This is a genomic window from Brochothrix sp. (genome assembly GCF_017549435.1).
In the GTDB taxonomy this organism is placed as follows: Bacteria; Bacillota; Bacilli; order Lactobacillales; family Listeriaceae; genus Brochothrix; species Brochothrix thermosphacta.
Map to the genome: position 1 here is coordinate 1 of NZ_JAFYUW010000013.1, position 24,293 is coordinate 24,293.

General features: G+C 36.4%; 24 protein-coding genes. 18 read left to right on the forward strand and 6 right to left on the reverse strand.

Annotation, left to right across the window (positions count from 1 at the left end):
• Nucleotides 1-302 precede the first annotated feature (302 nt).
• Entirely contained in the window at nt 303-755 is a 453-nt protein-coding gene (locus tag IKV95_RS00730; protein ID WP_029091050.1) for a DUF3290 domain-containing protein, read from the forward strand.
• Between the two features lie 20 nt (nt 756-775).
• Nucleotides 776-1,405, forward strand: coding sequence for a DUF421 domain-containing protein (locus IKV95_RS00735; protein ID WP_069118618.1), 630 nt, complete (start codon nt 776-778; stop codon nt 1,403-1,405).
• A 43-nt stretch (nt 1,406-1,448) separates the two neighbouring features.
• Here IKV95_RS00735 and IKV95_RS00740 read toward each other — a convergent pair whose 3' ends face one another.
• From IKV95_RS00740 to licT, 3 genes are all read right to left on the reverse strand, one after another.
• The gene (locus tag IKV95_RS00740; RefSeq protein ID WP_287451300.1) at nt 1,449-2,852 is read right to left on the reverse strand and encodes a glycoside hydrolase family 1 protein; all 1,404 of its coding nucleotides are present in this window, start codon (nt 2,850-2,852) and stop codon (nt 1,449-1,451) included.
• Nucleotides 2,853-2,865: 13 nt separating this feature from the next.
• Nucleotides 2,866-4,725 carry a beta-glucoside-specific PTS transporter subunit IIABC gene (locus IKV95_RS00745; RefSeq protein WP_287451301.1) on the reverse strand — a complete coding sequence of 620 codons (1,860 nt, stop codon included), beginning with the start codon at nt 4,723-4,725 and terminating at the stop codon, nt 2,866-2,868.
• 92 nt (nt 4,726-4,817) lie between these two features.
• Nucleotides 4,818-5,651, reverse strand: a complete 834-nt coding sequence (licT, locus tag IKV95_RS00750; RefSeq protein WP_029091054.1) for a BglG family transcription antiterminator LicT — start codon at nt 5,649-5,651, stop codon at nt 4,818-4,820.
• Nucleotides 5,652-6,027: 376 nt separating this feature from the next.
• Here licT and IKV95_RS00755 point away from each other — a divergent pair, with 376 nt between their 5' ends.
• From IKV95_RS00755 to IKV95_RS00770, 4 genes are all read left to right on the forward strand, one after another.
• Nucleotides 6,028-6,348, forward strand: a complete 321-nt coding sequence (locus IKV95_RS00755; RefSeq protein ID WP_069118615.1) for a PTS sugar transporter subunit IIB — start codon at nt 6,028-6,030, stop codon at nt 6,346-6,348.
• A 29-nt stretch (nt 6,349-6,377) separates the two neighbouring features.
• Nucleotides 6,378-7,769 (forward strand): glycoside hydrolase family 1 protein, encoded by a 1,392-nt coding sequence (locus IKV95_RS00760; RefSeq protein ID WP_176718524.1) that lies wholly within the window; start codon nt 6,378-6,380, stop codon nt 7,767-7,769.
• An 11-nt stretch (nt 7,770-7,780) separates the two neighbouring features.
• Entirely contained in the window at nt 7,781-9,052 is a 1,272-nt protein-coding gene (gene celB / locus IKV95_RS00765) for a PTS cellobiose transporter subunit IIC (protein ID WP_029091057.1), read from the forward strand.
• Between the two features lie 64 nt (nt 9,053-9,116).
• Nucleotides 9,117-9,839 carry a GntR family transcriptional regulator gene (locus tag IKV95_RS00770; RefSeq protein WP_029091058.1) on the forward strand — a complete coding sequence of 241 codons (723 nt, stop codon included), beginning with the start codon at nt 9,117-9,119 and terminating at the stop codon, nt 9,837-9,839.
• A 58-nt stretch (nt 9,840-9,897) separates the two neighbouring features.
• On the opposite strand, the gene IKV95_RS00775 is transcribed toward IKV95_RS00770, so the two are convergent.
• Nucleotides 9,898-11,355, reverse strand: a complete 1,458-nt coding sequence (locus IKV95_RS00775; protein WP_287451302.1) for an AcpB/EbpR/MafR family transcriptional regulator — start codon at nt 11,353-11,355, stop codon at nt 9,898-9,900.
• 290 nt (nt 11,356-11,645) lie between these two features.
• Here IKV95_RS00775 and IKV95_RS00780 point away from each other — a divergent pair, with 290 nt between their 5' ends.
• The 8 genes from IKV95_RS00780 (at nt 11,646) to IKV95_RS00815 (ending at nt 19,170) form a co-directional block, all read left to right on the forward strand.
• Nucleotides 11,646-12,080 (forward strand): GNAT family N-acetyltransferase, encoded by a 435-nt coding sequence (locus IKV95_RS00780; protein ID WP_029091061.1) that lies wholly within the window; start codon nt 11,646-11,648, stop codon nt 12,078-12,080.
• A 247-nt stretch (nt 12,081-12,327) separates the two neighbouring features.
• Nucleotides 12,328-14,022: a glycosyltransferase family protein gene (locus tag IKV95_RS00785; RefSeq protein WP_069126154.1), complete on the forward strand. Its 1,695-nt coding sequence runs from the start codon at nt 12,328-12,330 to the stop codon at nt 14,020-14,022.
• A gap of 173 nt (nt 14,023-14,195) precedes the next feature.
• Complete coding sequence (efp, locus tag IKV95_RS00790) at nt 14,196-14,759, forward strand: elongation factor P (protein WP_029091062.1); 564 nt, start codon at nt 14,196-14,198, stop codon at nt 14,757-14,759.
• Nucleotides 14,760-14,838: 79 nt separating this feature from the next.
• Nucleotides 14,839-16,248, forward strand: a complete 1,410-nt coding sequence (locus tag IKV95_RS00795; RefSeq protein ID WP_287451303.1) for a SulP family inorganic anion transporter — start codon at nt 14,839-14,841, stop codon at nt 16,246-16,248.
• Between the two features lie 56 nt (nt 16,249-16,304).
• On the forward strand, nt 16,305-16,802 hold the full coding sequence (locus tag IKV95_RS00800) for an LURP-one-related/scramblase family protein (protein WP_029091063.1): 498 nt from the start codon (nt 16,305-16,307) through the stop codon (nt 16,800-16,802).
• A gap of 16 nt (nt 16,803-16,818) precedes the next feature.
• On the forward strand, nt 16,819-17,637 hold the full coding sequence (locus IKV95_RS00805) for an AAA family ATPase (RefSeq protein ID WP_069126160.1): 819 nt from the start codon (nt 16,819-16,821) through the stop codon (nt 17,635-17,637).
• Nucleotides 17,638-17,658: 21 nt separating this feature from the next.
• Complete coding sequence (locus IKV95_RS00810; RefSeq protein ID WP_287451304.1) at nt 17,659-18,756, forward strand: DNA alkylation repair protein; 1,098 nt, start codon at nt 17,659-17,661, stop codon at nt 18,754-18,756.
• A gap of 21 nt (nt 18,757-18,777) precedes the next feature.
• Nucleotides 18,778-19,170, forward strand: a complete 393-nt coding sequence (locus IKV95_RS00815; RefSeq protein ID WP_287451305.1) for a YbgA family protein — start codon at nt 18,778-18,780, stop codon at nt 19,168-19,170.
• Between the two features lie 17 nt (nt 19,171-19,187).
• Here IKV95_RS00815 and IKV95_RS00820 read toward each other — a convergent pair whose 3' ends face one another.
• Entirely contained in the window at nt 19,188-20,420 is a 1,233-nt protein-coding gene (locus IKV95_RS00820) for a beta-ketoacyl-[acyl-carrier-protein] synthase family protein (protein ID WP_069118607.1), read from the reverse strand.
• Between the two features lie 121 nt (nt 20,421-20,541).
• Here IKV95_RS00820 and IKV95_RS00825 point away from each other — a divergent pair, with 121 nt between their 5' ends.
• The 4 genes from IKV95_RS00825 to IKV95_RS00840 all read left to right on the forward strand — a co-directional run bounded on the left by IKV95_RS00825 (nt 20,542) and on the right by IKV95_RS00840 (nt 23,497).
• Nucleotides 20,542-21,354, forward strand: a complete 813-nt coding sequence (locus IKV95_RS00825) for a helix-turn-helix domain-containing protein (RefSeq protein WP_036027049.1) — start codon at nt 20,542-20,544, stop codon at nt 21,352-21,354.
• A 71-nt stretch (nt 21,355-21,425) separates the two neighbouring features.
• Nucleotides 21,426-22,037, forward strand: coding sequence for a sugar O-acetyltransferase (locus IKV95_RS00830; protein WP_069136376.1), 612 nt, complete (start codon nt 21,426-21,428; stop codon nt 22,035-22,037).
• 23 nt (nt 22,038-22,060) lie between these two features.
• Nucleotides 22,061-22,444: a VOC family protein gene (locus IKV95_RS00835; RefSeq protein WP_029091069.1), complete on the forward strand. Its 384-nt coding sequence runs from the start codon at nt 22,061-22,063 to the stop codon at nt 22,442-22,444.
• 33 nt (nt 22,445-22,477) lie between these two features.
• Nucleotides 22,478-23,497 carry an ROK family protein gene (locus IKV95_RS00840; RefSeq protein ID WP_069118604.1) on the forward strand — a complete coding sequence of 340 codons (1,020 nt, stop codon included), beginning with the start codon at nt 22,478-22,480 and terminating at the stop codon, nt 23,495-23,497.
• A gap of 4 nt (nt 23,498-23,501) precedes the next feature.
• On the opposite strand, the gene IKV95_RS00845 is transcribed toward IKV95_RS00840, so the two are convergent.
• Entirely contained in the window at nt 23,502-24,014 is a 513-nt protein-coding gene (locus tag IKV95_RS00845) for a TetR/AcrR family transcriptional regulator (RefSeq protein ID WP_287451306.1), read from the reverse strand.
• Nucleotides 24,015-24,293: the final 279 nt, after the last annotated feature.

Here is a 24,293-nt window from a genome sequence, read left to right on the forward strand (position 1 = left end):
AAGTGCTTGATAAAGCAGGCAAAGAAGTATACAATTTCGAACTTAAATAAAGGCATGATTTTATTTACGACTAATCATAAGATTATAATTAGTGGTATTCAATCATAAAATAAAATGGAACGTTAAGACTTTTGCAAAAAAGTCTTGGCGTTTTTTTAGTTACATCATTTATTATTCAAGATGTGAGGTATATTTAGAGTATCAAAAGCAGACCCTTTTGATGAGTGTATAAGGAATTGATATTGACGTATGAATAAGACGTTAGGTAAAATAAAGAGATATATAGGGAGGTGTCAAATAACATGTCATTTTATACATATGAATATCTCATGAATGAATCTAATCTAACTAATTATGTGAAGTATGGTTTAACAATCGTTATTTTACTTTTTTTAAGTTTTGTGACTTTTAAGTATATGCGTGATAAATTGCAGACAAAATATCGTGATCTTAGCATAATTTTTTGCTTGCTTTTAATATTTATTATCGGCATACAATTCACGGATTATTCGCAGGATCAAAATAATTTATCACAATCAGCTCAAATGGCTGTTTTTATTGAATCGGTTAGCAATGAAGAACAAGTACCGACATCAAAAATATTGGTAAATACGACGAGTGTAGGCAATGATATGATTATTAAATTAGAAGACTCCTATTATCAGGTAGAACTTAACCCTAACTTAGAAGCGTATCATTTAAAGGAAGTTAAGTTGTTAGATAAGAATATTGATATCGTTAAAACACATAAGTAAGAAATGAGGGCATATTAATAATGGAACTATATTATACAGCGATTGTGAAGCTAAGTTTAGGGTTTATCTGTTTGATTTTTCAAATAAATTTACTGGGTAAAGGTAATTTAGCGCCATCTTCAGCAATGGATCAGGTTCAAAATTATGTGTTGGGTGGTATTATCGGTGGTGTGATCTACAATCAAGACATTACAATCTTACAATTTTTCTTAGTGCTCGTTATTTGGACAATTGTGGTATTTACTCTGAAATTCTTGAAAAATCATAATCGTTTTGCCAAAAATATCATTGATGGACGACCTGTGGGTCTTATTATCAATGGTAAAGTAATTGTGGAGGCTTGCTTACGAGCAGGTATATCAGGCAATGACCTCACTTTTAAACTAAGGGCATTAGGTATTTATGAGATAAAAACTGTTAAACGGGCAGTAATGGAACAAAATGGACAATTAACTGTGATTCAATACGGTGATGATAATATTAAATACCCATTGATTATCGATGGACAGATAAATGAAGATGTATTGGATTTGATACAAAAAGATGCGGTATGGGTATTGGACAAACTCACTGAAAAAGGGTATCAAATGAGTGATATCTATATTGGAGAGTATGATAAAGGTGCAATTGTACTGTATCCCTATAAATAAAGAATCCCCTTGTAAAATACGTATTTACAAGGGGATTTTGCTATTATTTCAAAGAAGTACCATTGCTCGCAATGACTTCTTTATACCAAGAAAAACTTTTTTTCTTAAAGCGTTTGAAAGTTCCACTACCATCATCATGACGATCGACATAGATAAAACCATAACGTTTTTTTAGTTCAGCGGTGGTGAAACTTACAAGGTCAATACAACCCCAGGCTGTATAGCCCATGATAGGAACGCCATCTTTAATGGCTTCACCTACTTGTACAAGGTGATCATTGAGATAAGCAATTCGGTAGTCATCTAAAACTGTTTTAGTACCATCAGGTAATGTAATTAATTCGTCTACTGCACCTAAGCCATTTTCGACAATGAAAACAGGCTTTTGGTAACGATCATAAAGCGTATTTAAATAAAAACGTAAGCCGACAGGGTCAATTTGCCAACCCCATTCACTAGCTTCTAAGTAAGGATTCGGAACCCCGCCGATAATATTACCTTCGCCACCCTTATGATCAGGGTTACTTGATTCACATGTACTCATGTAATAACTAAATGAAACGAAGTCGACCGTGTGCTTTAAATCAACGATATCTTCAGGTGTGATAACGAGTTCGATTCCTTTTTCTTTTAATAATCGTTTGCTGTAACTTGGATAGTAACCACGCACTTGAATGTCAGAAAAATAGTAGTTTTCTCTTTCTGTTTGTAAAGCCTTCATCACATCTTCGGGTTGCGGTGTTAAGGGATAAACAGGCATTCCCAAAATCATACAGCCAATTTGAGCATCAGGTAAGATGTCATGACAGGCTTTAACGACGCGCGCGCTTGCTACTAATTCATGATGAATCGCCTGATAGAGGTCTTGTTCAGTTAACTCTTCTTTTGGTGTATAAATCCCACCACTTAATAGAGGTGTGTGTGCGATTGAATTGATTTCATTAAAAGTGAGCCAATATTTCACTTTTCCTTTATAGCGTAAGAAAACTGTCCGAGCATAATGCTCAAAAAACCCAATTAACTCACGATTACGCCAACCATCGTATTCTTTAGAAAGATGAAGCGGCGTTTCGTAATGTGAGAGCGTAACAAGTGGTTCAATCCCATATTTATGACACTCGTCAAATAAATCATCATAAAAAGCAAGGCCAGCTTCATTTGGAGTGTGCTCATCACCATTAGGAAAAATGCGTGACCATGCAATCGAAAGACGGAATACTTTGAAGCCCATCTCAGCAAATAAACGAATATCTTCTTTGTAGCGATGATAAAAGTCAATCGCCTCTAATTTCATATTATCTGAAGTCGGTGTTTCAGTCGGTCGTTCTCTCCACCCTCGTGGCGTAACGTCTTGAACACTTAATCCTTTACCGTCACTATTATAGGCACCTTCGATTTGGTTTGCGGCAATAGCGCCACCCCATAAAAAATCTTTTGGAAATTGCATTGTTTTATCCTCCTTAGACCACATATAAAATGGTTTCTGATTTTTTAATAGTTGTCACATCTTTTGAAATGATATCAATATAAGCGTCTGTATTTGTCACTATAACTGGTGTAGTTATGTCATAACCTGCGGCAATAAGTTGGTCTAACGCCACTTCTACGAGCTTTTGACCTTCAGTAATTGTGTCACCAGCTTCAACAAAAGTTGTGAAAAATTTCCCATCCAATGAAACGGTCTCAAGTCCGATATGAATCAAGAGTTCAATGCCGCTATCGCTAGTTAAACCAATGGCGTGTTTTGTAGGGAAGACTGTGGTAACTGTACCATTGAAGGGTGCTACGAAAGTATTATCATCAGGGAGAATCGCAATACCATCACCCATCATTTTTTCAGAAAAAACCGTATCAGCTACTTTTTCTAACGGTACGACTTTACCAGAAGTTGGGGCAGCAATTTTTTTTGTATCGCCACTGCCAGATTGCACCGTATTTTCAGCTTCCGAGTTTGGGACCGGCGCGTTTTCTGGTTCCTCATCAAAACCAAAAATCCATGTAAGGATAAATGTGAGGAGGAACGAACCTACAGTGACAACAAGCGCATTAAAGATGTTAATATTACTACCGCCCCCGATAAATTGTGGTAAAGAAACAACAGAAGGCACTGCAAAGGCAAACGATTTTAATCCAGTAATGCCAATATAAATACCGACTATCCCGCCTGATATCATTGCCGCATACAGTGGTTTTTTCAACTTAAGGTTAACGCCATAAAGAGCTGGTTCGGTAACACCGGCGACTAACGCAGAAATACTTGCGGCTGCTGAAATTTGTTTTAAGTTTTTATTTTTCGCTTTAAGTGAAACAGCTAAAGTAGCAGCACCTTGCGCAATATTAGAAGCTAACATTGCTGGCAAAATTAAAATATCGGGTGTTGCAGGTGAGGCAATTAAAAAGATCGGTGCAAATGCCCAATGCATACCTGTCATGATGATAAGAGGCATAAAGGCAGCCATCAATCCAAGTGCAAGCCAGCCTGCTTTATCTTGAATGCCAAGAATAATTGTTGAAAGTAACTCGCCTGCATACGTACCTAATGGACCTACGACAACAAGAGCTAAGAAACCAGAAATCAAAATAATGAGTAAAGGTTTCATAAAACTTTTAATAGCAGTCGGGATTATTTTTTCGAAAAAAGATTCGATGTATTGCATTAACCAGACCATTATTAAAATCGGGATAACGGATGAAGAATAGGAAGCAAGTGTCACAGGTATTCCAAATAGAAAGACTGGATCTCCTGCAGTTACCATAGCCACAAAATTTGGATGAAGCATGATGCCAGCAACGCTGACAGCGAGCATTGGTGTGACATTAAATTTGATAGCAGCAGTATAAGCTAACATAATCGGTAAGAAATAGAAGGGCGCATCACCAAAAAATGCCAAAATAGTATACGTTTGTCCCTTTGCATCTAACAGTCCCATTAGTGGCAACAGAATGAGTAAAACTTTAATCATCCCACCACCTAGTAATGCTGGAATCAGAGGCGACATACAACTAGAAATGATATCGACAAAAGCTTCAAATGGATTTTTCTTTTTTGAACTGGTTGTGTTGGCATTGGTACTGAACGTGCTTATTTTTTGTAACTCTTTAAAATAAGAAGCGACATCATTCCCCATGATGACTTGATATTGGCCACCTTTTTTCATTACACCCATCACGCCTGGGATATTTTTCATATAAGCATCATCTGCTTGTGATTCATCTTTTAATACAAAGCGTAAGCGAGTCATACAGTGTACTAATGATTCAATATTATCTTCGCCACCGACCGTTTTGAGTATTTCTTTTGCAGTATTTGTATATTCCATCTTTTTTCCTCCTTTAATAAAAAAAGACCTAAAGCCCCAAAAAAACAAGGCTTTAGGTCATGCGCCGTCTTTAGTGACAGCAAGCACCCTAATTATAAATTTTTAGTGATACGTCGAATGTGTGCGGTTAAATATAATAATTCTGTTGAACTAAGAGGGTAATCAAATGTTTTTTCAACATAATCATGAATAAGAATGGCACATTCATATTCATTGCGATATTTTTCTTTTAAAATCATGAGTAATTCAGAGTCTTCATCATCATAATGGTCACTCGTTAAAATACGTTGTGCAAAAAATTTCACATGCGTTATGAAACGGTAATAATCAAGTGATGTTTCATCAAACTCCGTACGATATTTTTCTTTAATAATATTTTCAATGTTTTTTGTGATTTCAGCAATTTCATAGGCATAATCGAAGGATTTCCCCTCTTCAGCATTCACAAAATGAATGGCAATAAAAGCGGCTTCATCTATCTCAAACTGAACACCTAAATTTTTTTGGACAATTTCAATCGCTTTTTCTCCAATCGCATATTCATCAGGATAGAAGCGTTTGATATCCCAACGCAAAGGGTTTTTTAAAATTATTCCTGTGTTATAACGTTCGACAGCAGAGTGTATATGATCGGTTAGGTTGACGTAAATAATTTCATTGAGGGCTTTTCCGAGCTTGATTTTCCCGAAGTTTATAACGGTCTCAGCGACTAATATATGCTCCATCGGCACATCAAGCAATAGCTCTGTGAATTTATTTTGCATCGATTTATCTCTTAATAAAAACGTTTTTTCAACTAATTCCATATCGATTTCATGATTTTTTTTCTTACCAAAGGCAATGCCTCGTCCCATGACAAGGATATCAAACCCACTCTTGTTGGTCGAAATAACTGTATTATTATTAAGTACACGCTTTATTATCATAAAATCACCTGCCAAAAAAAAATCCTATTTATCATTTCTTATGAAATGCAAATAGGTCATGCTCACAATAATGTGATAACATCCAAAATTAACTAATTAAAATAGGTAGTAATTAACAAATAGCATGCTTACCCGAAGTAATAACATCTATGGTATTGGTTTCAGATTAGCAAAAAATGTAAGGGCTGTCAATACCGTAAAGATTTATATTTCATGATGCAACAAAAATATAGCCGAATTATGTGGAAATACTCAATTAATTGAAGGCGATTTCTTTTTAAATTTAAAGCGCTTTCAAAAAAAGCGTGACAATTGTTAAAAAGTACAGTATATTATAAACATAAGTATAGTCTTTTGATAAAAGGAGGAAGTTAAAATGCCAGAAAAAACAATTATGTTAGCTTGTTCAGCAGGGATGAGTACGAGTTTATTGGTTACAAAAATGCAAGCAGCTGCCAAAGAACAAGGTCTAGATGCAAAAATATACGCAGTTTCTGTTTCAGAAGTGCCACAACAGTTAGAAAAAGAGGTCATCGACATTATTTTATTAGGCCCACAAGTACGTTATGCTGAAAAACAAGTAGCGCAACAAATTGGTGAACGAGATGTGAAGTTAGATGTCATCAACATGAGTGACTACGGTTTGATGAATGGCGGCAATGTTTTAGCGGCTGCTTTAGAAAAATTAAACAACTAAAAAGTTTGTTATAAAAGGAGCGTTTAATGATGAAATATAATTTTCCAAAAGATTTTTGGTGGGGTTCAGCGGTAAGTGGCCCACAAACTGAAGGGGTATTCCCTGGTGATAATAAAGGTGACAGTACATGGGATTATTGGTATAAACAAAAGCCAGAACTGTTTTTTGATCAAGTTGGACCTGAAAAAACATCGTATACCTATTTGCGTTTCAAAGAAGATGTTCAATTGTTAAAAGAAACAGGACATAATTCCTTTCGAACATCTATTCAGTGGAGTCGTTTAATTCCAACGGGTGATGGGGAAGTTAATCAGGATGCGGTTCGTTTTTACAACGAATACATTGACGAACTGATAGCGAATGATATTGAGCCTTTTATCAATTTATATCATTTTGATATGCCAATGTCATTGATGGAAAAAGGCGGTTGGGAAAGTCGTGCAACAGTTGAGGCGTATGTGCGTTATGCTAAAATCTGTTTTGAATTATTTGGCGATCGTGTCAAAAAATGGTTCACCAATAATGAACCGATTGTACCCGTCGAAGGCGGTTATCTTTACCAATTTCATTACCCAGCAATCGTTGATTTACGCAAAGCGATACAAGTTGGGTACCATGAGAATTTAGCAAGTGCGATGGCAATTTCGGCTTATCGTCAATTAAATCTTGATGGAGAAATTGGTATTATTTTAAACCTCACACCTAGCTATCCTCGTGATGTTAATAATCCAGAGGATGTAAAGGCGTCAATTATTTGTGATGCGTTCTTCAATCGTTCGTTTTTAGATCCGGCTATTAAGGGTACCTTTCCACAAGAACTCATTGATATTGTAAAAGAGTTAGGTATGCTCCCCGAATATGAAGCAAATGATTTAGACATTATTAAGGAGAATACGGTGGATTTATTAGGTGTTAATTATTACCATCCTCGCCGTGTGAAAGCGAAGGAAACACCAAAAAATCCTTTAGTACCAATGCCTGATGATTACTTTGATATGTACGATATGCCAAATAAAAAAATGAATCCTTACCGCGGTTGGGAAATATATGAACGCGGCGTTTACGACTTATTAATTAATCTTCGCGACAATTATGGTAATATTCCATGTTTTATTTCAGAAAATGGAATGGGTGTCGAAAACGAAGCGCGCTTTATAAAAGAAGATGGCAGTATAGAAGATGATTACCGAATTGATTTTGTGGCGGGACATCTCCGTTATGTTCATGATGCACTGCAAGAAGGCAGTAATGTGAAGGGGTATCACATGTGGACAGCAATTGATAACTGGTCATGGACTAATGCTTATAAGAACCGTTATGGCTTTGTGTCTGTCGATATCGACAATGAGGGGAAACGAACAATTAAGAAAAGTGGTCACTGGTTTAAAACTGTTGCTGACAATAATGGGTTTGATAATTAGGGGGAATTGAAATGAATGGATGGATTGATAAATTTGCTGAGAAAATGATGCCGTTGGCTGCTAAATTAGGCCAAAATCGTTATTTAACTGTTCTGAGAGATGCTTTTATGTTGGCATTTCCATTAACAATGTTTGGTTCACTTGTCGTTGTATTAAATAACTTACCTTTTTGGCCCGAAAATGTTTCATTACAACTGAATACATTATTGGGGAATGGTCAAAATGCAACAATGTCTATCATGACAGTATTTGTAGCATTTGGTATTGGGTATTATCTTACTAAATCCTATGGTGAAGATGGTGTATTTGGTGGTGTCGTCGCCTTAGCATCTTTCTTAATTCTTACTCCATTTTTCTTCGAAACAGCAGAAGGCGCAGCGGTTACAGGTGCACTTTCACTTGACCGATTAGGTGCAAAAGGGATGTTTATCGGAATGATAGCCGCATTCATTGCTGCAGAAATATATGTGCGCATCACTAAAAAAGGTATTACGATTAAGATGCCAAATGGCGTACCTGAGGCAGTTAGCCGCTCTTTTGCTGCGTTAATTCCTGCGATTACAACATTGACCGTATTCTTACTTTTAAATGCTGCTGTCAATGGCTTTTTTAACACAAACTTACACGATGTTGTATACACAATTATACAAAAACCGCTTGTTGGATTAGGTAGTGGTTTACCTGCAACATTAGTCGCACTTTTATTTGCTCAGTTGTTATGGTTTTTCGGCTTGCATGGCCAAGTGATTGTGAACTCGGTAATGGACCCGATTTGGCAAACACTGTCACTAGAAAATTTAGCAGCCTACAAATTAGGTGATGAATTACCACATATTATTTCTAAATCATTTATGGAAACGTATACAGTTGGTTTAGGTGGTTCTGGTATGACATTGGCCGTTGTATTAATGATGGCGTTTTTCTTTAAAAATAAACAGATGAAAGAAATTGGTCGTTTAGCTCTAGCGCCAGGGGTTTTTAATGTGAATGAACCGGTTATTTTTGGACTTCCAATTGTTTTGAACGCGACGATTATGATTCCGTGGGTAATCACACCACTCATTGTTACCTCTTTCAACTATGCGGTCATGGCACTAGGAATCTTCCCGATTCCAACAGGAGTTACAGTACCTTGGACAGTTCCAATTTTCTTAAGTGGGATGATGGCAACTAACTCAGTGATGGGTGGGATTTTACAACTACTCGATCTTGTTATTGTTGTTTTATGCTGGTTCCCATTCTTGAAAATATTTGAAAAGGTCAATGCTTCAACAAAGTTATAATCTATGCGATAATGAAATGAAGACCTCTGGTCTTCATTTTTTTAGTTATAGAGGAGTGAAAGTGATGCTGAAATATAAACTGATAGCAGATGATATCAGGCATAAAATACAAAGCGGTGAGTATAAGGCCGATAATCTTTTGCCCGATCAAGTCACGTTAGCTGAACAATACGAAGTGAGTCGTATGACCGTGAAAAAAGCAATTGATATTTTAGCAATGGAAGGTCTTGTATATCGTAAGCGAGGTATGGGCACACGGGTACTAAAAAATGCCTTATGGAATCAAAACGATAGTTTGGCAATAGAATACCAAGGTCTAACAGTTCAGATGAAACATAAAGAAATCACCAGTAAAATCATTGAATTTAAAATTGAATTTCCCGATGAAGCACTCCAACAATTATTAATGATTAAAGAGACAGATGCCGTTTACTTTGTGCATCGTCTACGTTTAGTAGACAAAAAAGCGTATGTATTAGAAAAAACTTATTTTGTTGCAAGTATTGTTGAAAAGTTAGTGCCATCTATATTAGAAAAATCAATTTACAGATACATCAAAGAAGAACTAGGATTGGTTATTGGTGGTGCTTATCGTAAAATACACGCAGATATTCCAGATAAATATGATATTGAATATCTCAATTGTAAAAAAACAACACCGGTATTAGAAGTTGAACAAGTTGTGTATCAACAAAATGGTATCCCATTCGAATACTCAAAATCACGGAATCGTTTTGATACTAGGAGTTATACAATATCAGATGTTATAAAAGATGCCTATAAATAATGTGCTACTTCATAAAAACTTTTTCTTAGACGGAAGAGAATGGTTGAACATTCTTATTTCATTTGGGAGAGGTTTTTATGTTTTTTTCATAGTAGTTATGAATAACTACCCAATCTTTTGTTGTCGGGAAAACAGGTACGCAAAATACAGGCACATTATTGACGTGTAATCCAGTTATATTAGTCAGTACAATATCGTATTTTTGAGCATGTTTCGTAAATGACTTGAGTGAAAGGTCCATTATTATAGTCGATTCGAGATTGTTATTAAAAAGATATGTGATTTTATCTTTTAACATGCGCATATGTTCCACGTCAGTATTGAAAAATAAACCAACTGACATTTTGGGTGCTAATTTTTCTAGCTCAAGCATTAGATTTTGCCAATTTGTAAAAATAGTATAGGCAAATGAATTAATTGTATGCGTCTCTAATTCACCTAAATTACTTTTGCTAAGTTCTTCTTTGAAGACAGCGATGAATTCGGGGTAATCTTTTTCAATACTATCAACAAAATATTGGTAACGATTGTATAGTATATATGGTTTCCCATATTGGAAGATACTAATATTATAGAGGTTGAGTAATACCTCATTTTGGTTAGGTTGTGGGATATTCATTTTTAAAGCAATATTATCTAATAATGTACGTAGAGCAGTAACTTTTTCCGCTACTTCAGACTTTTTTTGGACCATAGAAGTAAGTGTTTCTTGATTAACTGCAAAATTTTCATTTATAAAAGGATAAAACAATCGAAAGATAACTTCGTCGGTTAATTCTACTTTGAAAGTTAGTTTGAAAAGGTTTTTAAACAGAGGGTTTTCTAGTGCAGACAAATCAACATCCTCTGAAAAGGGTGTATACACATCGGTATGATTCCCATTTTGAAGACGAATAATAATAACCATTATCCAAATACGTAATTTTTCAATTTGAGGGAAATTTACTGTGTGACCATTAGACTTTGTAGCTGAAATAAACATTTTATCAAGGACATTCAATTGTATTATAGAAAAAGGTTTTTTTCGACCCGTATATTTTTCAGAGATATAATAGATGATGAAGTTACAAATATTTGTCTCGTTTCCTACGATTTTTAGAGGAGTAAGGCTGATAGAAAAAGCTTCAGGGACTAATGCCTTATTAATACGCTTAATGAGACGACGCACTGTTGATGTGCTAAGGTATAATTTTTCAGCTAAAGAGTCAACGGTATGCGTTTCATCAAAGAAAACAGTTTCGATTATTTTGAATTCAGTACTATTAGAAAGAATGGTTTCATAAAGATATTCAACGGTATAGTTTTGTGGTATATCCAGGAAGATACCATCAAAATTATGGGTTGTAATGTGTAAAGGCATACAATATTCATTTATAAAATTAATATCAGTGCGTAATGTTTTCGACGTGATATTGAAAAAACGACAGATTTCACTTACAGAAGGTTGTTCATGTAAATGTAGGTACTCAACAATATGCAAAACGCGTAAATCATGAGTAGATAGTATTTTTCTCAAGTTGGAACCTCCTACTTCAATTAGTCAGTATTATCTATTATTATATCAAAAAAAGGACTAATTGATAAATATTTGCATTTTTTATAAAAAAATCTCTTGGTTAGTATTAACTTACATGTTCTTCTTTACTTTCCTTAGCCTTAGTGGTGGTGGTGAACTATAAAAATTGATAAAATATAGAAGTTATTTAGCAAAAGAATGATAGACTATACAATACCCTAAATTCGGTATATTACTAATTTTGTGTTAAATTATAGGAATAATATTTTTTGTTGGGAGGAGATTGAAGTATGAGTGAATGGCAAGTTAAGAAATTAGAGGAAATGACAGCAAGAGAGCTATTTGCAATTCTCTATACACGTTCTGAAGTTTTTGTCGTTGAACAAGAGTGTGTCTTCCAAGAACCAACGATAGAGGACTTAACATGCTTACATGTATTTAAGGTAGATGAAAAGCAAGATTTAGTTGCATACGCGCGTATTATTGATAATGAGGAATATATTACATTTGGACGTGTTATCACAGCTTCGAAATATCGGGGAACGGGTGAAGGACAAAAATTATTAACAACTGTTATAGCTGAAATTAATAAACGATACCCGAATAGACTTGTTAAAATACAAGCACAAGCCTACTTGGAAAAATTTTATGGGTCTTTTGGCTTTAAATCTGTATCAGATTATTACTTAGAAGACGACATCAAACATATTGATATGGCAAAATAGTAAGTTTGCAAAAACATCGCTACTTTTTTGAGTATAGGTAAATAATAGATAGTTTAGTAACCAGTGAGCGGTTTTATCGGTGACTGGTTATTTTTATTGTAGAAGTTTAAATGAAATAGTACCTTTTCCCTTTATAAGTGAAAAATGCAACGGAATCCTATATAATAGGAATAATGACCGGGTTAATAAAAACTATTCAGTACTAGATATATAGACTTCTCAGTAATGATGAAAGGAATTAATAAACGTGAAAAAATTCAAGTGGAGTAAGTTAACACCAATTCTAATTATTATTATTGTCGCATTTATTTTTATAATACCTCACCTTATTAGCCGAGGCATGATTATTGGATCAGATGCAATCTTTCATTTTAATCGATTTTATGATACCGCGATGCAAATAAAAACAGGTAATTTCCAGTATTTCATTTCGATGTTTGGTTTTCAAGAGTCGGGGCGTATTGTAAATGCTTTTTATGGGCCATTGTTTGCCTATCTACAAGGTTTATTAGTGTTGGCAAGTGGTTCGTGGTTTTATTATCAAGTACTTTCTAATTTTATATTGTATCTGCTATCAGGATTTTCAATGTATGCATTATTACGTACCAATAAAGTCAAAATAAAGATTAGTGTGGCAGCAGCCATCATCTATATGACGACATTTGCAGTACAATACTGGACGATTAGACAAGGCTTTACTAGTTGGGGGGCCAGTATTTTACCGCTCTGTTTAATTCCACTTAGGGATATGATAACAAAGCAACGTATTCATCCGATACAACTGGCAGTATTAATGGCATTAATGTTTCAAACGCATGTGTTTACAAGTCTGATTTTAGGATTAATATACCTTCCTTTTGTAATTAGTGGTTGGTTGGCTTCAAAAGAAAAAAGTCTTATGGTGAAACAATTAGCGATGGCTATCGGTTTATTCTTTATACTCACCTGCAATATATGGGTGAGCTACCTTAATCTATATAAGGAAAATAATATTTTAGCACCATTTGTGAATAACAACATGTCACTCAATACGATTAATAATCACAGCAGTTATTGGTTAATAAATCCAATGATTCTTGTGGTGATTTTGCTCATACAATTAATTATTACGATTCGCTATTGGCGTGATTTTTCTAAATTAAATAAAGTGGTAATTAGTACAGCTGCTTTCTTTTTAATTCTTTCAACCAGTGTGATACCATGGGAAACATTGATGAAGGCACATGTGCCTTTGATTGAATTGATTCAATTTCCATTTCGTTTCTTTGTTCCTTGTACGGTATTATTGCTTTTCTCGTTCGCACTCATTCTTAATTCGGGTCGTATCCATAAAACACGACTCCGTTGGTATGTAAGCATTGCCGTTATTTTGAGTATCATACAAGCAGTTTTGGCTATCAACGCGACAGTAGACATGTGGCATTATAAAAACCCAAAAGAATTTAATCAATCATATTATACAATTATTAGTAAGAAAGATAACGATGAAATAAAAAGGTCGTTTTTTGCTAAAGATAAAGCGCTAAGTTTACAATATTGGCAAAAATCCACACCTGATTATTTACCAATCAATGATAAACTAACGGGTAATACCTACAAAAATTACGCAGAGCTTATTATTGATAAAAATCATCAAGTAACAAAAACTGTTGCAGATGGTAAATTATGGTTGGAGTGGCAAGGCAAAGAAAGTAAAGAAGTGGCGCTGCCTATTGTTAAATATAGGGCGACTGAATTAACGTTAAATGGAGAGAAATTGGTGGATAAAGAAATCCGTAAAACAGGACTAGGCACCCCGATTGTTCAACAAAAAAGCGGTAAAAATCGTTTAAGTGTCGCTTATCATTCGACAGTGCTCTTTAAAATCGCCTTGAGTGTGACTATCGCATCTTGGCTAGCGGTAATTGTCTATTCTTTCCGTCGCAAAAAAAAGCTTGATTAGTGATTAATTAGTACTTTAGAGGCTTTTAAAGAAAACAGGTGTATCTAAAAAGTTTAAAAAAATCACTTTATATAGAAAAAAACAGCGGTTAGTGCTGGTCTTTCTATAGAATATTTTCCGATAATTTGCTACAATGAGTAAAGAGTATAGTTAGAAAAAAGGAGAATCATAAAATGATAGCAGTGAGCGATCTTAAAGCAGGTATGACATTTGAACAAGATGGTAAATTAATCAAAGTATTGGAAGCAAGTCATCATAAACCAGGTAAAGGTAACACAGTAATGCGTATGAAACTGAAAGATATCCGTTCAGGTTCTACAATTGAAACAACAATGCGTCCAGATGATAAAGTGCCAAAAGCATACATTGAATCAAAACCAGTTCAATACTTATACAACCAAGATGACATTGAGATTTTTATGGATTTAGAAACATATGACCAATACGAAATTCCAACTACAATCGTTGAAGATGAAATGCTTTATATCTTAGAAAACATGGAAGTTAAAATCCAATTTTATGGGACTGAAGTAATTGGTGTGACGTTACCAAAAACAGTTGAATTAAAAGTTGTTGAAACACAACCTTCAATTAAAGGTGCGACAGCAACAGGTTCAGGTAAACCAGCTAAGATGGAAACTGGCTTAACAGTTAACGTTCCTGATTTCATTGAAGCAGGCGAAGTGTTAGAAGTTAACACAGCGGATGGTTCGTATTTGAAACGTGCGGCTAAATAATCTCTCAGAAAAGATGTGGGTAACTCAACCACATCTTTTTTTGTTCATTTTTATTAACGTAAAATAAAGGAGGTAAGAAATGTTACTAAGTATCAAACGAGACGAGTGGCTCGGAAATGTAAAAAATGATCTGCTAGGTGGCTTAGTGACGGCGGTTGCTTTAATACCGGAAGTGATTGGTTTTGCGATTATTGCAGGGGTTAATCCAATGACAGCACTATTTGCCTCAGTGATTACAGCGATTGTTACTTCTTTAACAGGGGGACGACCAGCGATGATGTCAGCAGCAGCAGGTTCAATGGCACTAGTAATGGTCGTGTTAATTAAAAATTATGGCATCGAGTATATGATTGCAGCCACCATTTTAACAGGGGTTTTCCAGTTGTTATTCGGTTATTTAGGGATACATAAATTAATGCGGTTCATTTCAAAACCTGTAATGATGGGATTTGTAAATGCCTTGGCATTATTGATTTTTTTAGCGCAAATCCAACAATTGGAGCATCAAAATGGAACAACTTATGCGGTGGTAGGAATTACGGTTGTGTTGATGTATGTTTTACCACGTGTCACTCGTGCCGTGCCGCCCGCATTAATTATTATTGTAGCGATGACGTGTATTGCATTGATGCCGCAACTACAATTACAAACAGTTGGTGATTTAGGCGAGATGACGGGTGTCTTAGCTTTACCAGGTATTCCAATGGTACCGTTCACTTTTGAAACATTGGTAATTATAACGCCAACGGCACTTGCACTCGCTTTTGTTGGCTTAATGGAATCGTTGTTGACCTTACCGCTGATTAATAAAATGACGGGAACACTGGGTGATAATAAACGCGAAGTGAAGTCACAAGGGTTAGCAAATATCATCACAGGTTTCTTTGGAGGCCCTGCTGGTTGTGCAATGATTGGCCAAGCAGTCATCAATGTGGAATCGGGTGGAAGAAAACGGCTCTCAACACTTACTGCCGGGTTGACCTTATTCATTTTAATTGTATTTTTCAAAGATGTGATGGTTCAAATACCAACAGCAGCCTTGATTGGCATTATGATTGTGGTTGCTGTTAAAACCTTTAGTTGGTCAAGCTTACGAGAAATCCCCCGTTTGCCAGCAACTGAGACTGCTATAATGGTCGTTACAGTAATACTTGTTGTCTACACACACAATCTCGCAATTGGTATTTTGGTAGGTGTATTGTTAAGCATGGTGATTTTTATCGTTCAATTAGCAAACATTAATGTTTCACGTGAAAATAAAACTGTGAAAGTTACGGGACCGCTATTTTTTGTTTCGGCCCAAACGATGATCACTTATTTTGAGAACATAACACTAGAAGATGGGATGCGACTTGATTTGTCAGAGGCACCTATCTGGGATAAAGCAGGAAGAGATGCTGTGATAACGATTCGACATCTATTTGAGGAGGCGGATTTGTCATTAGAAGTGACGACCTCTGCTACAGATAGTGAGGAACGACGCAATTAACCTGTTGAGTGTATAATAGGAGTAAGCTAATTCCAATGAGAAGGGATGTTGAAATAATGAGTTATCTTTATATTAAGCAAAAAGTATTTAGTCTTGGCGGTAAATTCACAGTCAAAGATGAACGGCAAAATGATAAATATTTTGTTGAAGGCAGTGTGTTTTCAATGAAAAAAAGCTTTGTGATTCGTGATACACAAGATAATGAAATAGCAACTATTACGAAAAAAATGTTCAGTTTGCATCCCACGTTTTATGTCGCTGTAGAGGGTGAGAAAGAAATTATTATCAAGAAGGCATTAACTTTGTTCAAAACGCGTTATCACATTGAAGCGGAAGGTCTTGAAATCAATGGGGATTGGTGGGAGCGTAACTTTGATGTTCTGCGTGATGGACAAAGAGTGGCAAGCGTGAGAAAGAAGTTGCTGAGTTGGGGTGACACGTTTGAAGTCGAAATTAAAGATGAGCGTTTAGAACATACGATTATTGCGTTAGTGATTGCGATTGATTATGTAGAAGACTCAGAGTCCCATTCTCATAATGGTTCTAACAATTAATTAGAGGAGTGGCAGGATGCGTTATCTACGAAGTTTTCAATTGTCTGCTAAAAAAATGAAGGCGCGTACTATCTATCCGTACAATATTCTAGCCAATAAGCGTTCAGAAGTTCTCGTATTTGATACGGTCACAATACTATATGGCACTAACGGTTCTGGTAAATCGACGCTGTTAAATATCCTGGCACAAAAGTTAGGGATACCAGGTGCAGAACCACCCAAACAAGGAGGTAGCGTTGATTATTTTGCCAACTATGTGAATGAGAGTCAGATTAGTTTCGAGCTTGATGAAGTGACTAATCGTGATTTTAATATACCTGCAAATAGTCGTTATATCAAAAGTGAAGATATCTTATATGAGATAAAAAAGATACAGCAAGAAGCTATTTTGCGTGAAGGTTATTTCTATGAACGTGGTAAGCTTGGTGAGACGAAAGCAGAGCGTTCAGAGCATCTCGAAACATATGAGATGAAGAAAAGTATTGATAGGCTCAGTTTCTCTCAAGAAAAATATTCAAACGGTGAAACAGCAAAACATATATATGAAGATTTTATTGAACCCGAGGGTATTTATTTGTTAGATGAGCCAGAAGCGTCCTTGACACCTGAAAACCAGTTGAAACTAGTTGATTTTATTGCTGATGCTGCACGGTTTTTAAACTGTCAATTTATTATTGCAACACATTCACCTTTTTTACTAGGTGGATTGGAAAGTACCATTTATCAATTAGATTTACCGGGATTGCATACATGTGACTGGACAGCATTAGAAAATGTTCAAACCTATCAGCGCTTCTTTGCAAAACATAGCACTTCTTTCAACAATGCAAACTAAAAATTAATAAGGGGTTATGAAATGGCATTAGTGAAGGATATTTATTCAGAAGTTTTTTTGGAGACAATCATGTCAGCAATTTTAGAGTATGATGCGACCTTTAACCAGGCGCTCTTTCAACAAAAAATAGAGGCAAAAGGTTGGGAAGAATTAACGTTAATGGGTCGAGTGGACCGGTTTTCAAGCGCTTTGCATGAGAGTTTGGAAAACAAAGACCTGACAGTTGTTGGACCACTATTGTTACACATACAAGAAACAGGTAAAGGTCTAGCGTACATCTTTTTACCTGATTACGTAGCGAAATACGGTCAAAATAATGTGCCAGTAGCGCTACAATTACTTGAGCAATTAACAAGCGGTTCGACAGGTGAATTTGCAATCCGTGCCTTTCTAACAAATCATTACGAAGAAACAATGACGAAAATGAAGATTTGGTCACAACATCCAACTGATGAACATGTCCGTCGTTTAGCCAGCGAGGGATGTCGTACGCGTTTACCATGGGCAAAAAAAGTGCCGGGATTAGTAGATCAAACAGCTGATATTATCACTATTTTAAAACAACTAAAAGATGATGAGTCTCTTTATGTACGAAAAAGTGTGGCTAATAATATTAATGACTTGAGCAAAGACCATCCACAGCTGGTGATAGAATTGATGGGTGAATGGCATAGTAACGCATCAGCAGAAGTCATGTGGCTCATACGTAAAGGGTTAAGAACATTGCTGAAAGAGGGTCAGTCAGATGTGTTGGCACTGTTAGATTATGCAGCTGCTTCTGACATTACACTTACGGATGTTGTGTTTAATGTTGATCGTGTTGCAGTTAGTTTGGGCGAGACATCAACGTTTACGTATTCATTCGACGCATTAGCAAGTGAAAAAACAACCGTACGACTTCTATTAGAAGTGGATTTTGTGAAAAAACATGGGGTTTCTACTAAACGTTTCTTTTTAAGTGAGAAGAAAATAACGCCACTAATGAAGACTTATGGCGGTGAGAAAAATTACGTTTGGAAAAACTTAACGACGCGTCAACATTATACAGGAACGCATGTTTTTCGTTTGGTATTAAACGGTGAGATCATTGGTGAAACAACTGTTGATTTCAGTATTTAAATTGTAGAGGAGTGATACTCAATGCAAGTTACGCGAGAGCAACAGCAGGAATGGGCGGCACTTAAATACGATGTAATGGCGCATTCCCAAAGAGAGTACAATGCCATACGGCAGTTGTTCAAAGGTAATGAATGGAACGAAGAGAAAGAAGGTTCCTATCGTCGATTGATTCAGAACGCTTATGAAACGGTTCCTACAAGAGGTTCATTGTTAAATGCATATCAACATGTGTGGGGCTATTTCAAACGCATAGCAACACCTGAGGAGCTCGTACGTTACCGTGAATTGAGTGAGCATTTTTCACCCACCACGGATGAGTTATTGCCCTTTTTACGTGCGTTAACAGTGAAGTATCAAATGAAGTATTTATTGAATTCAAATTTATTATTTCCAACAAAAAAAACTGACTCTTAATGTCAGTTTTTTGTTTTTTAAGAGGTGAAGGCGCTTATCACGAGCACAGCATTATGGCCACCAAAGCCAAAACTATTGCTGAGGCCATGTGTGAGGGGTTTCGTTATTAATTTGTCACTCAAATTAAGTTCGCCTTCGTGATGATCCGAACGATAATTGCGGGTAGGTGTTATTTCATTATTTGCGAGCATTTTAGCAAGAGCGATAGCTTCGAAGGCACCAGCAGCACCGAATAAATGCCCGGTCATCGATTTGTTGGCAGTAACAGGAATATGTGCTAACTCCTCTTTGAAGAGCTTATGTAAAGAGGCAGCTTCGATAGCATCACCAAGAGGGGTGCTTGTAGCATGGGCGCTGATGACATCAATATCTTTTGGTTGTAAATGGGCATCAGCTAATGCCAAGGTCATCGCACGATAAGCCCCATCGCCAGTTGGTTCAGGTGCAACAAGATGATGAGCATCGGTTGTGGTGCCATAACCTGTTATCTCCGCATAGATTTTGGCGCCGCGAGCATGGGCATGACTGAGACTTTCTAAAATAAGAACAGCACCGCCTTCTCCCATTACAAAACCATCACGAGCATCGTCAAACGGGCGGCTGGCAGCTTCTGGTGTTTCTGTATAAGCAGAAGAAAGTGCGCGAGCGTTTGCAAAACCAGCAAAAGCAACAGGCACCATTGAAGCCTCGCTTCCTCCAGCAAACGCAGCGTCAATATAACCAGCTTTAATCTGACGATAAGCCTCACCAATTGCCGTATTTCCTGTAGCACAGGCCGAAACAGGCGCGTAAGAAGGACCTTTAGCATTAAACGCGATACTTATATTGCCCGTGGCAGCATTAGGCATAATCATCGGTACAAAAGAAGGACTCACACGACGAGGACCTCTTGTGTTGTAGAGCTCAATATTGTTAATCAATGTTTCTATTCCGCCAATCCCCGATCCAACAAAGGTGCCCAAACGATAAGGATCACAGTTGTTTTCAATTCCTGAATCGTCAAACGCTTGCTGTGCTGCTTCGAGTGCGAAAAAGGCAAATCTATCTAAGCGTCGTCGCTCTTTAACTGTAATAGAGCTGTGTGAATAAGGATCATTAATGACACCGCCAATTAATGCTGTCTGCGCGTCACTATTTTGTAATTTTTGAATCCCCGATTTTCCTGCACGTAAATTGTGATAACTTTCATCAACTGTATAACCAAGCGGGGAAATCATTCCCATGCCTGTAATGACAACACGTTCTTGCATAATTATCCAACCCTTCATTTATCTAAGATAATGCTAGTATAGCAAGCTGTTATATCCTATGACAGAACTGTATTTATGGTAGGATAAAAAGTAATAGGCTAATAAAAGGGAGTGTATCAAAATGGAAGCGGAAACAAGATTAAAAGAACTTTCAACTTTTTTAACAAACAAACGGGCATCATTGTCACCAGAAGCAGTCGGTTTACCCTTAGGAGGACAAAGACGTCGTGTTATTGGTTTAAGACGTGAGGAAGTCGCAATGCTTGCTGGTGTGAGCACAAGTTGGTACACACGATTTGAACAAGGGAAAAATATACAGCTATCAGTTGATACAGTACGTGCCATTGCCAATGTATTACAACTAACACCTGAAGAAAATAATTATTTACTCTCGCTAGCGGTACACTACCAATATGAGGCAGTCGCACCGACACAACCTGCTACCACCCATAAACACAAAGATGTACATAAAGTAGTGCAGGCAATTAGTGACTATCCCGTATTAGTCACTGATCGCTATTTGAACATTGTAGATTGGAATGATGCTGCAACACGATTGCTGATTGATTTTCAACAATTGAAGGTAACCGAACGTAATTTGATTGATGTGATTTTTACAAAAAGGGCAATTCGTCGTTTGGCACTCAATTGGACGGAATTAGCTACACAATTTGTGGCGATTTTTAAAGGTAATTACGGCAAATATACCGCTGATCCACAATACGGCATTTTTATTCAGGCACTCGAAGCAAAAAGTGAAACATTTAAAAAAATGTGGCATGCCAATACGATTAATCGTGACCCAGACTTACAATTAATCTTTAATTTACCAGGGATAGGGAGCGTGGCTTACCAACTCACATCATTAGAGACAACAGATGTGGGAAGTGAATACAGGCTGAGTATTTTTGTGCCAATCGTAAGTGAAAGTTAAAGTTTGACAAGGTTAAGACGGTGACGTAAACTGTTTATAAAGAACCTTTATAAAGTCAGGGAGGCGTCAAAATGAATCAAAGAGAACGCATGATAGCAGGTCTGCCGTATATCGCAAATAAAGATGCAAGTTTAGTAAAAGAACGCGATGAACTAAAAATAAAAGTACATAAGTATAATCAACTATTACCCACGCAACGTGAGGAGTTATCGAAAGGGATCAAAGCTATTTTTGGTAATACGGGCGAAGCGATTACAGTCAAACAACCGTTTCGCTGTGATTACGGTGCAAATATTTCGGTAGGTGAAAACTTCTACGCCAACTATAACTGCACGATTTTAGATGTGGGTCCTGTCACTATTGGATCAAACGTACAATTTGCTCCGAATGTATCGCTGTTTACAGCCGGGCACCCTGTTCATCCGACATCGCGTAATTCTGGTTATGAATATGGCATTGCCATTACTATCGGTGATAATGTATGGATTGGTGGTAATACAGTTGTTAATCCTGGTGTAACAATCGGTGAAAATACGGTCATCGGATCAGGCAGTGTGGTAACGAAAGATATTCCCGCTAATGTTATTGCCGTGGGAAACCCTTGTCGTGTAGTCCGTGCAATTACAGAAGAAGATCGTGATTATTATTATAAAAATCAACGTTTTGATGTGACGGATTACTAACCACAAATTAAGGGGGAAAAACGATGAAGATTGATCATATTGCTTTATATGTATTAGATTTAGAAAAAATGCGTATGTTTTATCAAACTTATTTCCACGGTGTTGCGGGCGAAAAATATCACAATCCAAAAACAGGATTACAAACCTACTTTTTATCTTTTGAAGAAGGTGCGCGTCTCGAATTAATGACACGACCAGAAAATAAGCCTGAAGAAAGCAGCTTATACAGAGTAGGTTGGACGCATTTAGCTGTCAACGTAGGAAGTAAAGAAAAGGTGAATCAGCTCACTGAACAGTTAGAAAACGAGGGGTATGAAGTCGTGAGTCAACCACGTACAACAGGTGACGGTTATTATGAAAGTTGTATTAAAGATCCAGAAGGAAATCAAATTGAAATAACTATTTAACAAAGTAGTAGAGAATATAAAAGAGGTGTGGACATGAAAATTGGCGATGCGAGACTGATGAAAAAACTCAACGTCAATACGGTGCGTAAAATATTGAAAGCAAAAAAGACGATGACAAAGCCGGAATTATCTGAAATAAGCGGCTTGAGTGTTGTCACAATTAATGCGATTATTCAAGAATTGGTGGATAGTCAGGAAGTATTAAAATTAAAAGAAACACAATCTACAGCGGGACGTAAAGCAACTTTATATGCATACAATGGTGAGTTTGAATTATTTTTAACGGTGTGTTTATCCCAAGAAAAAGAAAATGAAGTGGTTGATATAGTCGTAGGAAATGCTTTTGGCGAGGCAATAGTTGAAGAACGTAAGGAAGTTCAGCAGCTAACACTGTCGTTTTTAATAGAAGCATTAGCGCCATATGTTGCGCGTTACTCTACTTTGAAATTAATCAGCGTAGGGATTCCAGGACAAGAAATCAATGGCAGATTAACAATGATTGATTTTGAAAAACTACTGGATGTTCAATTAGAAAAAACATTGACTGAACGGTTTCAATTACCTGTTATATTAGAAAATGATATTAATGCGGCAATTATTGGTTTTTGTACTAGTGAAAAATTCTTACAGAGTGAGTCTGTCGTTGGTCTATATTACCCGGATTCAAACCCGCCAGGGGCAGGGATTTATCTTAATGGTAAATTGATAAAAGGTAAGAATGGTCTCGCGGGAGAAATTAAGTATTTGCCTGTCAAACAAAATTGGGAAACGGTTGTAACTGCGACAGATATCGAAGAAAATATCATTCAGTCGGCACAATCATTAGTCAGTATGTATGACCCGCATCATGTCGTTGTTTTTGGTACACATGCAACTGTTGCTGTGAAGCAAAAAATAGAAGAGCGAATTGAAGCGGTTTTTCCAGCAGTTGAAAAAACAACAGTCACAGTGCGGCAAGGTTTTTATGCCTACTATGTTTATGGGATGATTTGTTTATCGCTGCAACGCTTAAATACACAATATGAAGTATCATTACCATTCTCATTCAAATAACTCACTATATAAATAAATTTGCAGTCAACTCTTGATACAAGGCATCTAGTTCAGTATCGGAAATGTGTTTTTGCGTTTGAGACCAATCGCTGATAGTGAAAATCGTACGGACGAGTTGTTGTGCCAATAATTGTTGTGGCACACTGCTCGTTTTATTTTCAAGGTACAAAAAGGCTTCATTGACTAATTGTTTTTCAGCATAACGGGTAATTAATGAGGGTGCGAGTGGATCATGAGTTTGTGCGGTTATTAATAATTGTAAATCAGAATTTTTAAAGAAAGTATTCGATACACTAAAAGGTGACGTGAATTTAGTTTGTATTGAAAGCCGTTCATAATCAGCTAAAAGTTGCTGTATACCAAAGTTAAATAAATCAAATTTATCGTTAAAATGGTAATAGAATGAGGTATGGTGAATCGCACATGCTTCGCAAATTGCTCGGATAGATAGCTTTGAAAAAGGTGTTTTTTGTTCAGTTAATAAACGATAAGTGGTTTTCCAAATGGTTAATTTCATGATTTTCCTCCAAAGACCGACACTGATATAACATTGTCGGATGATGTCGTTATCCTTTCTAGAGTATACTATATTTATTAGTAATAAATGAAAGGCGGATGGTTATGAAAAGAAAAGTTATTCTTTATATTGCGGTGAGCATTGATGGTTTTATCGCAGATACACAAGGCGGTATTGATTTTTTAGGTGAGGTAACGGTGGATAAACCAGTCAGTGATGATTCTTATGAACGGTTTTATGAAACAATTGATACCGTTGTAATGGGGCGAACAACCTATC

Bases quoted from the DNA above. Each gene is read 5' to 3' on its own strand.
- IKV95_RS00730 (WP_029091050.1), top strand. From the start codon at position 303: ATGTCATTTTATACATATGAATATCTCATGAATGAATCTAATCTAACT.
- IKV95_RS00735 (WP_069118618.1), top strand. From the start codon at position 776: ATGGAACTATATTATACAGCGATTGTGAAGCTAAGTTTAGGGTTTATC.
- IKV95_RS00740 (WP_287451300.1), bottom strand. From the start codon at position 2,852: ATGCAATTTCCAAAAGATTTTTTATGGGGTGGCGCTATTGCCGCAAAC.
- IKV95_RS00745 (WP_287451301.1), bottom strand. From the start codon at position 4,725: ATGGAATATACAAATACTGCAAAAGAAATACTCAAAACGGTCGGTGGC.
- licT (WP_029091054.1), bottom strand. From the start codon at position 5,651: ATGATAATAAAGCGTGTACTTAATAATAATACAGTTATTTCGACCAAC.
- IKV95_RS00755 (WP_069118615.1), top strand. From the start codon at position 6,028: ATGCCAGAAAAAACAATTATGTTAGCTTGTTCAGCAGGGATGAGTACG.
- IKV95_RS00760 (WP_176718524.1), top strand. From the start codon at position 6,378: ATGAAATATAATTTTCCAAAAGATTTTTGGTGGGGTTCAGCGGTAAGT.
- celB (WP_029091057.1), top strand. From the start codon at position 7,781: ATGAATGGATGGATTGATAAATTTGCTGAGAAAATGATGCCGTTGGCT.
- IKV95_RS00770 (WP_029091058.1), top strand. From the start codon at position 9,117: ATGCTGAAATATAAACTGATAGCAGATGATATCAGGCATAAAATACAA.
- IKV95_RS00780 (WP_029091061.1), top strand. From the start codon at position 11,646: ATGAGTGAATGGCAAGTTAAGAAATTAGAGGAAATGACAGCAAGAGAG.
- efp (WP_029091062.1), top strand. From the start codon at position 14,196: ATGATAGCAGTGAGCGATCTTAAAGCAGGTATGACATTTGAACAAGAT.
- IKV95_RS00795 (WP_287451303.1), top strand. From the start codon at position 14,839: ATGTTACTAAGTATCAAACGAGACGAGTGGCTCGGAAATGTAAAAAAT.
- IKV95_RS00800 (WP_029091063.1), top strand. From the start codon at position 16,305: ATGAGTTATCTTTATATTAAGCAAAAAGTATTTAGTCTTGGCGGTAAA.
- IKV95_RS00805 (WP_069126160.1), top strand. From the start codon at position 16,819: ATGCGTTATCTACGAAGTTTTCAATTGTCTGCTAAAAAAATGAAGGCG.
- IKV95_RS00810 (WP_287451304.1), top strand. From the start codon at position 17,659: ATGGCATTAGTGAAGGATATTTATTCAGAAGTTTTTTTGGAGACAATC.
- IKV95_RS00815 (WP_287451305.1), top strand. From the start codon at position 18,778: ATGCAAGTTACGCGAGAGCAACAGCAGGAATGGGCGGCACTTAAATAC.
- IKV95_RS00820 (WP_069118607.1), bottom strand. From the start codon at position 20,420: ATGCAAGAACGTGTTGTCATTACAGGCATGGGAATGATTTCCCCGCTT.
- IKV95_RS00825 (WP_036027049.1), top strand. From the start codon at position 20,542: ATGGAAGCGGAAACAAGATTAAAAGAACTTTCAACTTTTTTAACAAAC.
- IKV95_RS00830 (WP_069136376.1), top strand. From the start codon at position 21,426: ATGAATCAAAGAGAACGCATGATAGCAGGTCTGCCGTATATCGCAAAT.
- IKV95_RS00835 (WP_029091069.1), top strand. From the start codon at position 22,061: ATGAAGATTGATCATATTGCTTTATATGTATTAGATTTAGAAAAAATG.
- IKV95_RS00840 (WP_069118604.1), top strand. From the start codon at position 22,478: ATGAAAATTGGCGATGCGAGACTGATGAAAAAACTCAACGTCAATACG.
- IKV95_RS00845 (WP_287451306.1), bottom strand. From the start codon at position 24,014: ATGAAATTAACCATTTGGAAAACCACTTATCGTTTATTAACTGAACAA.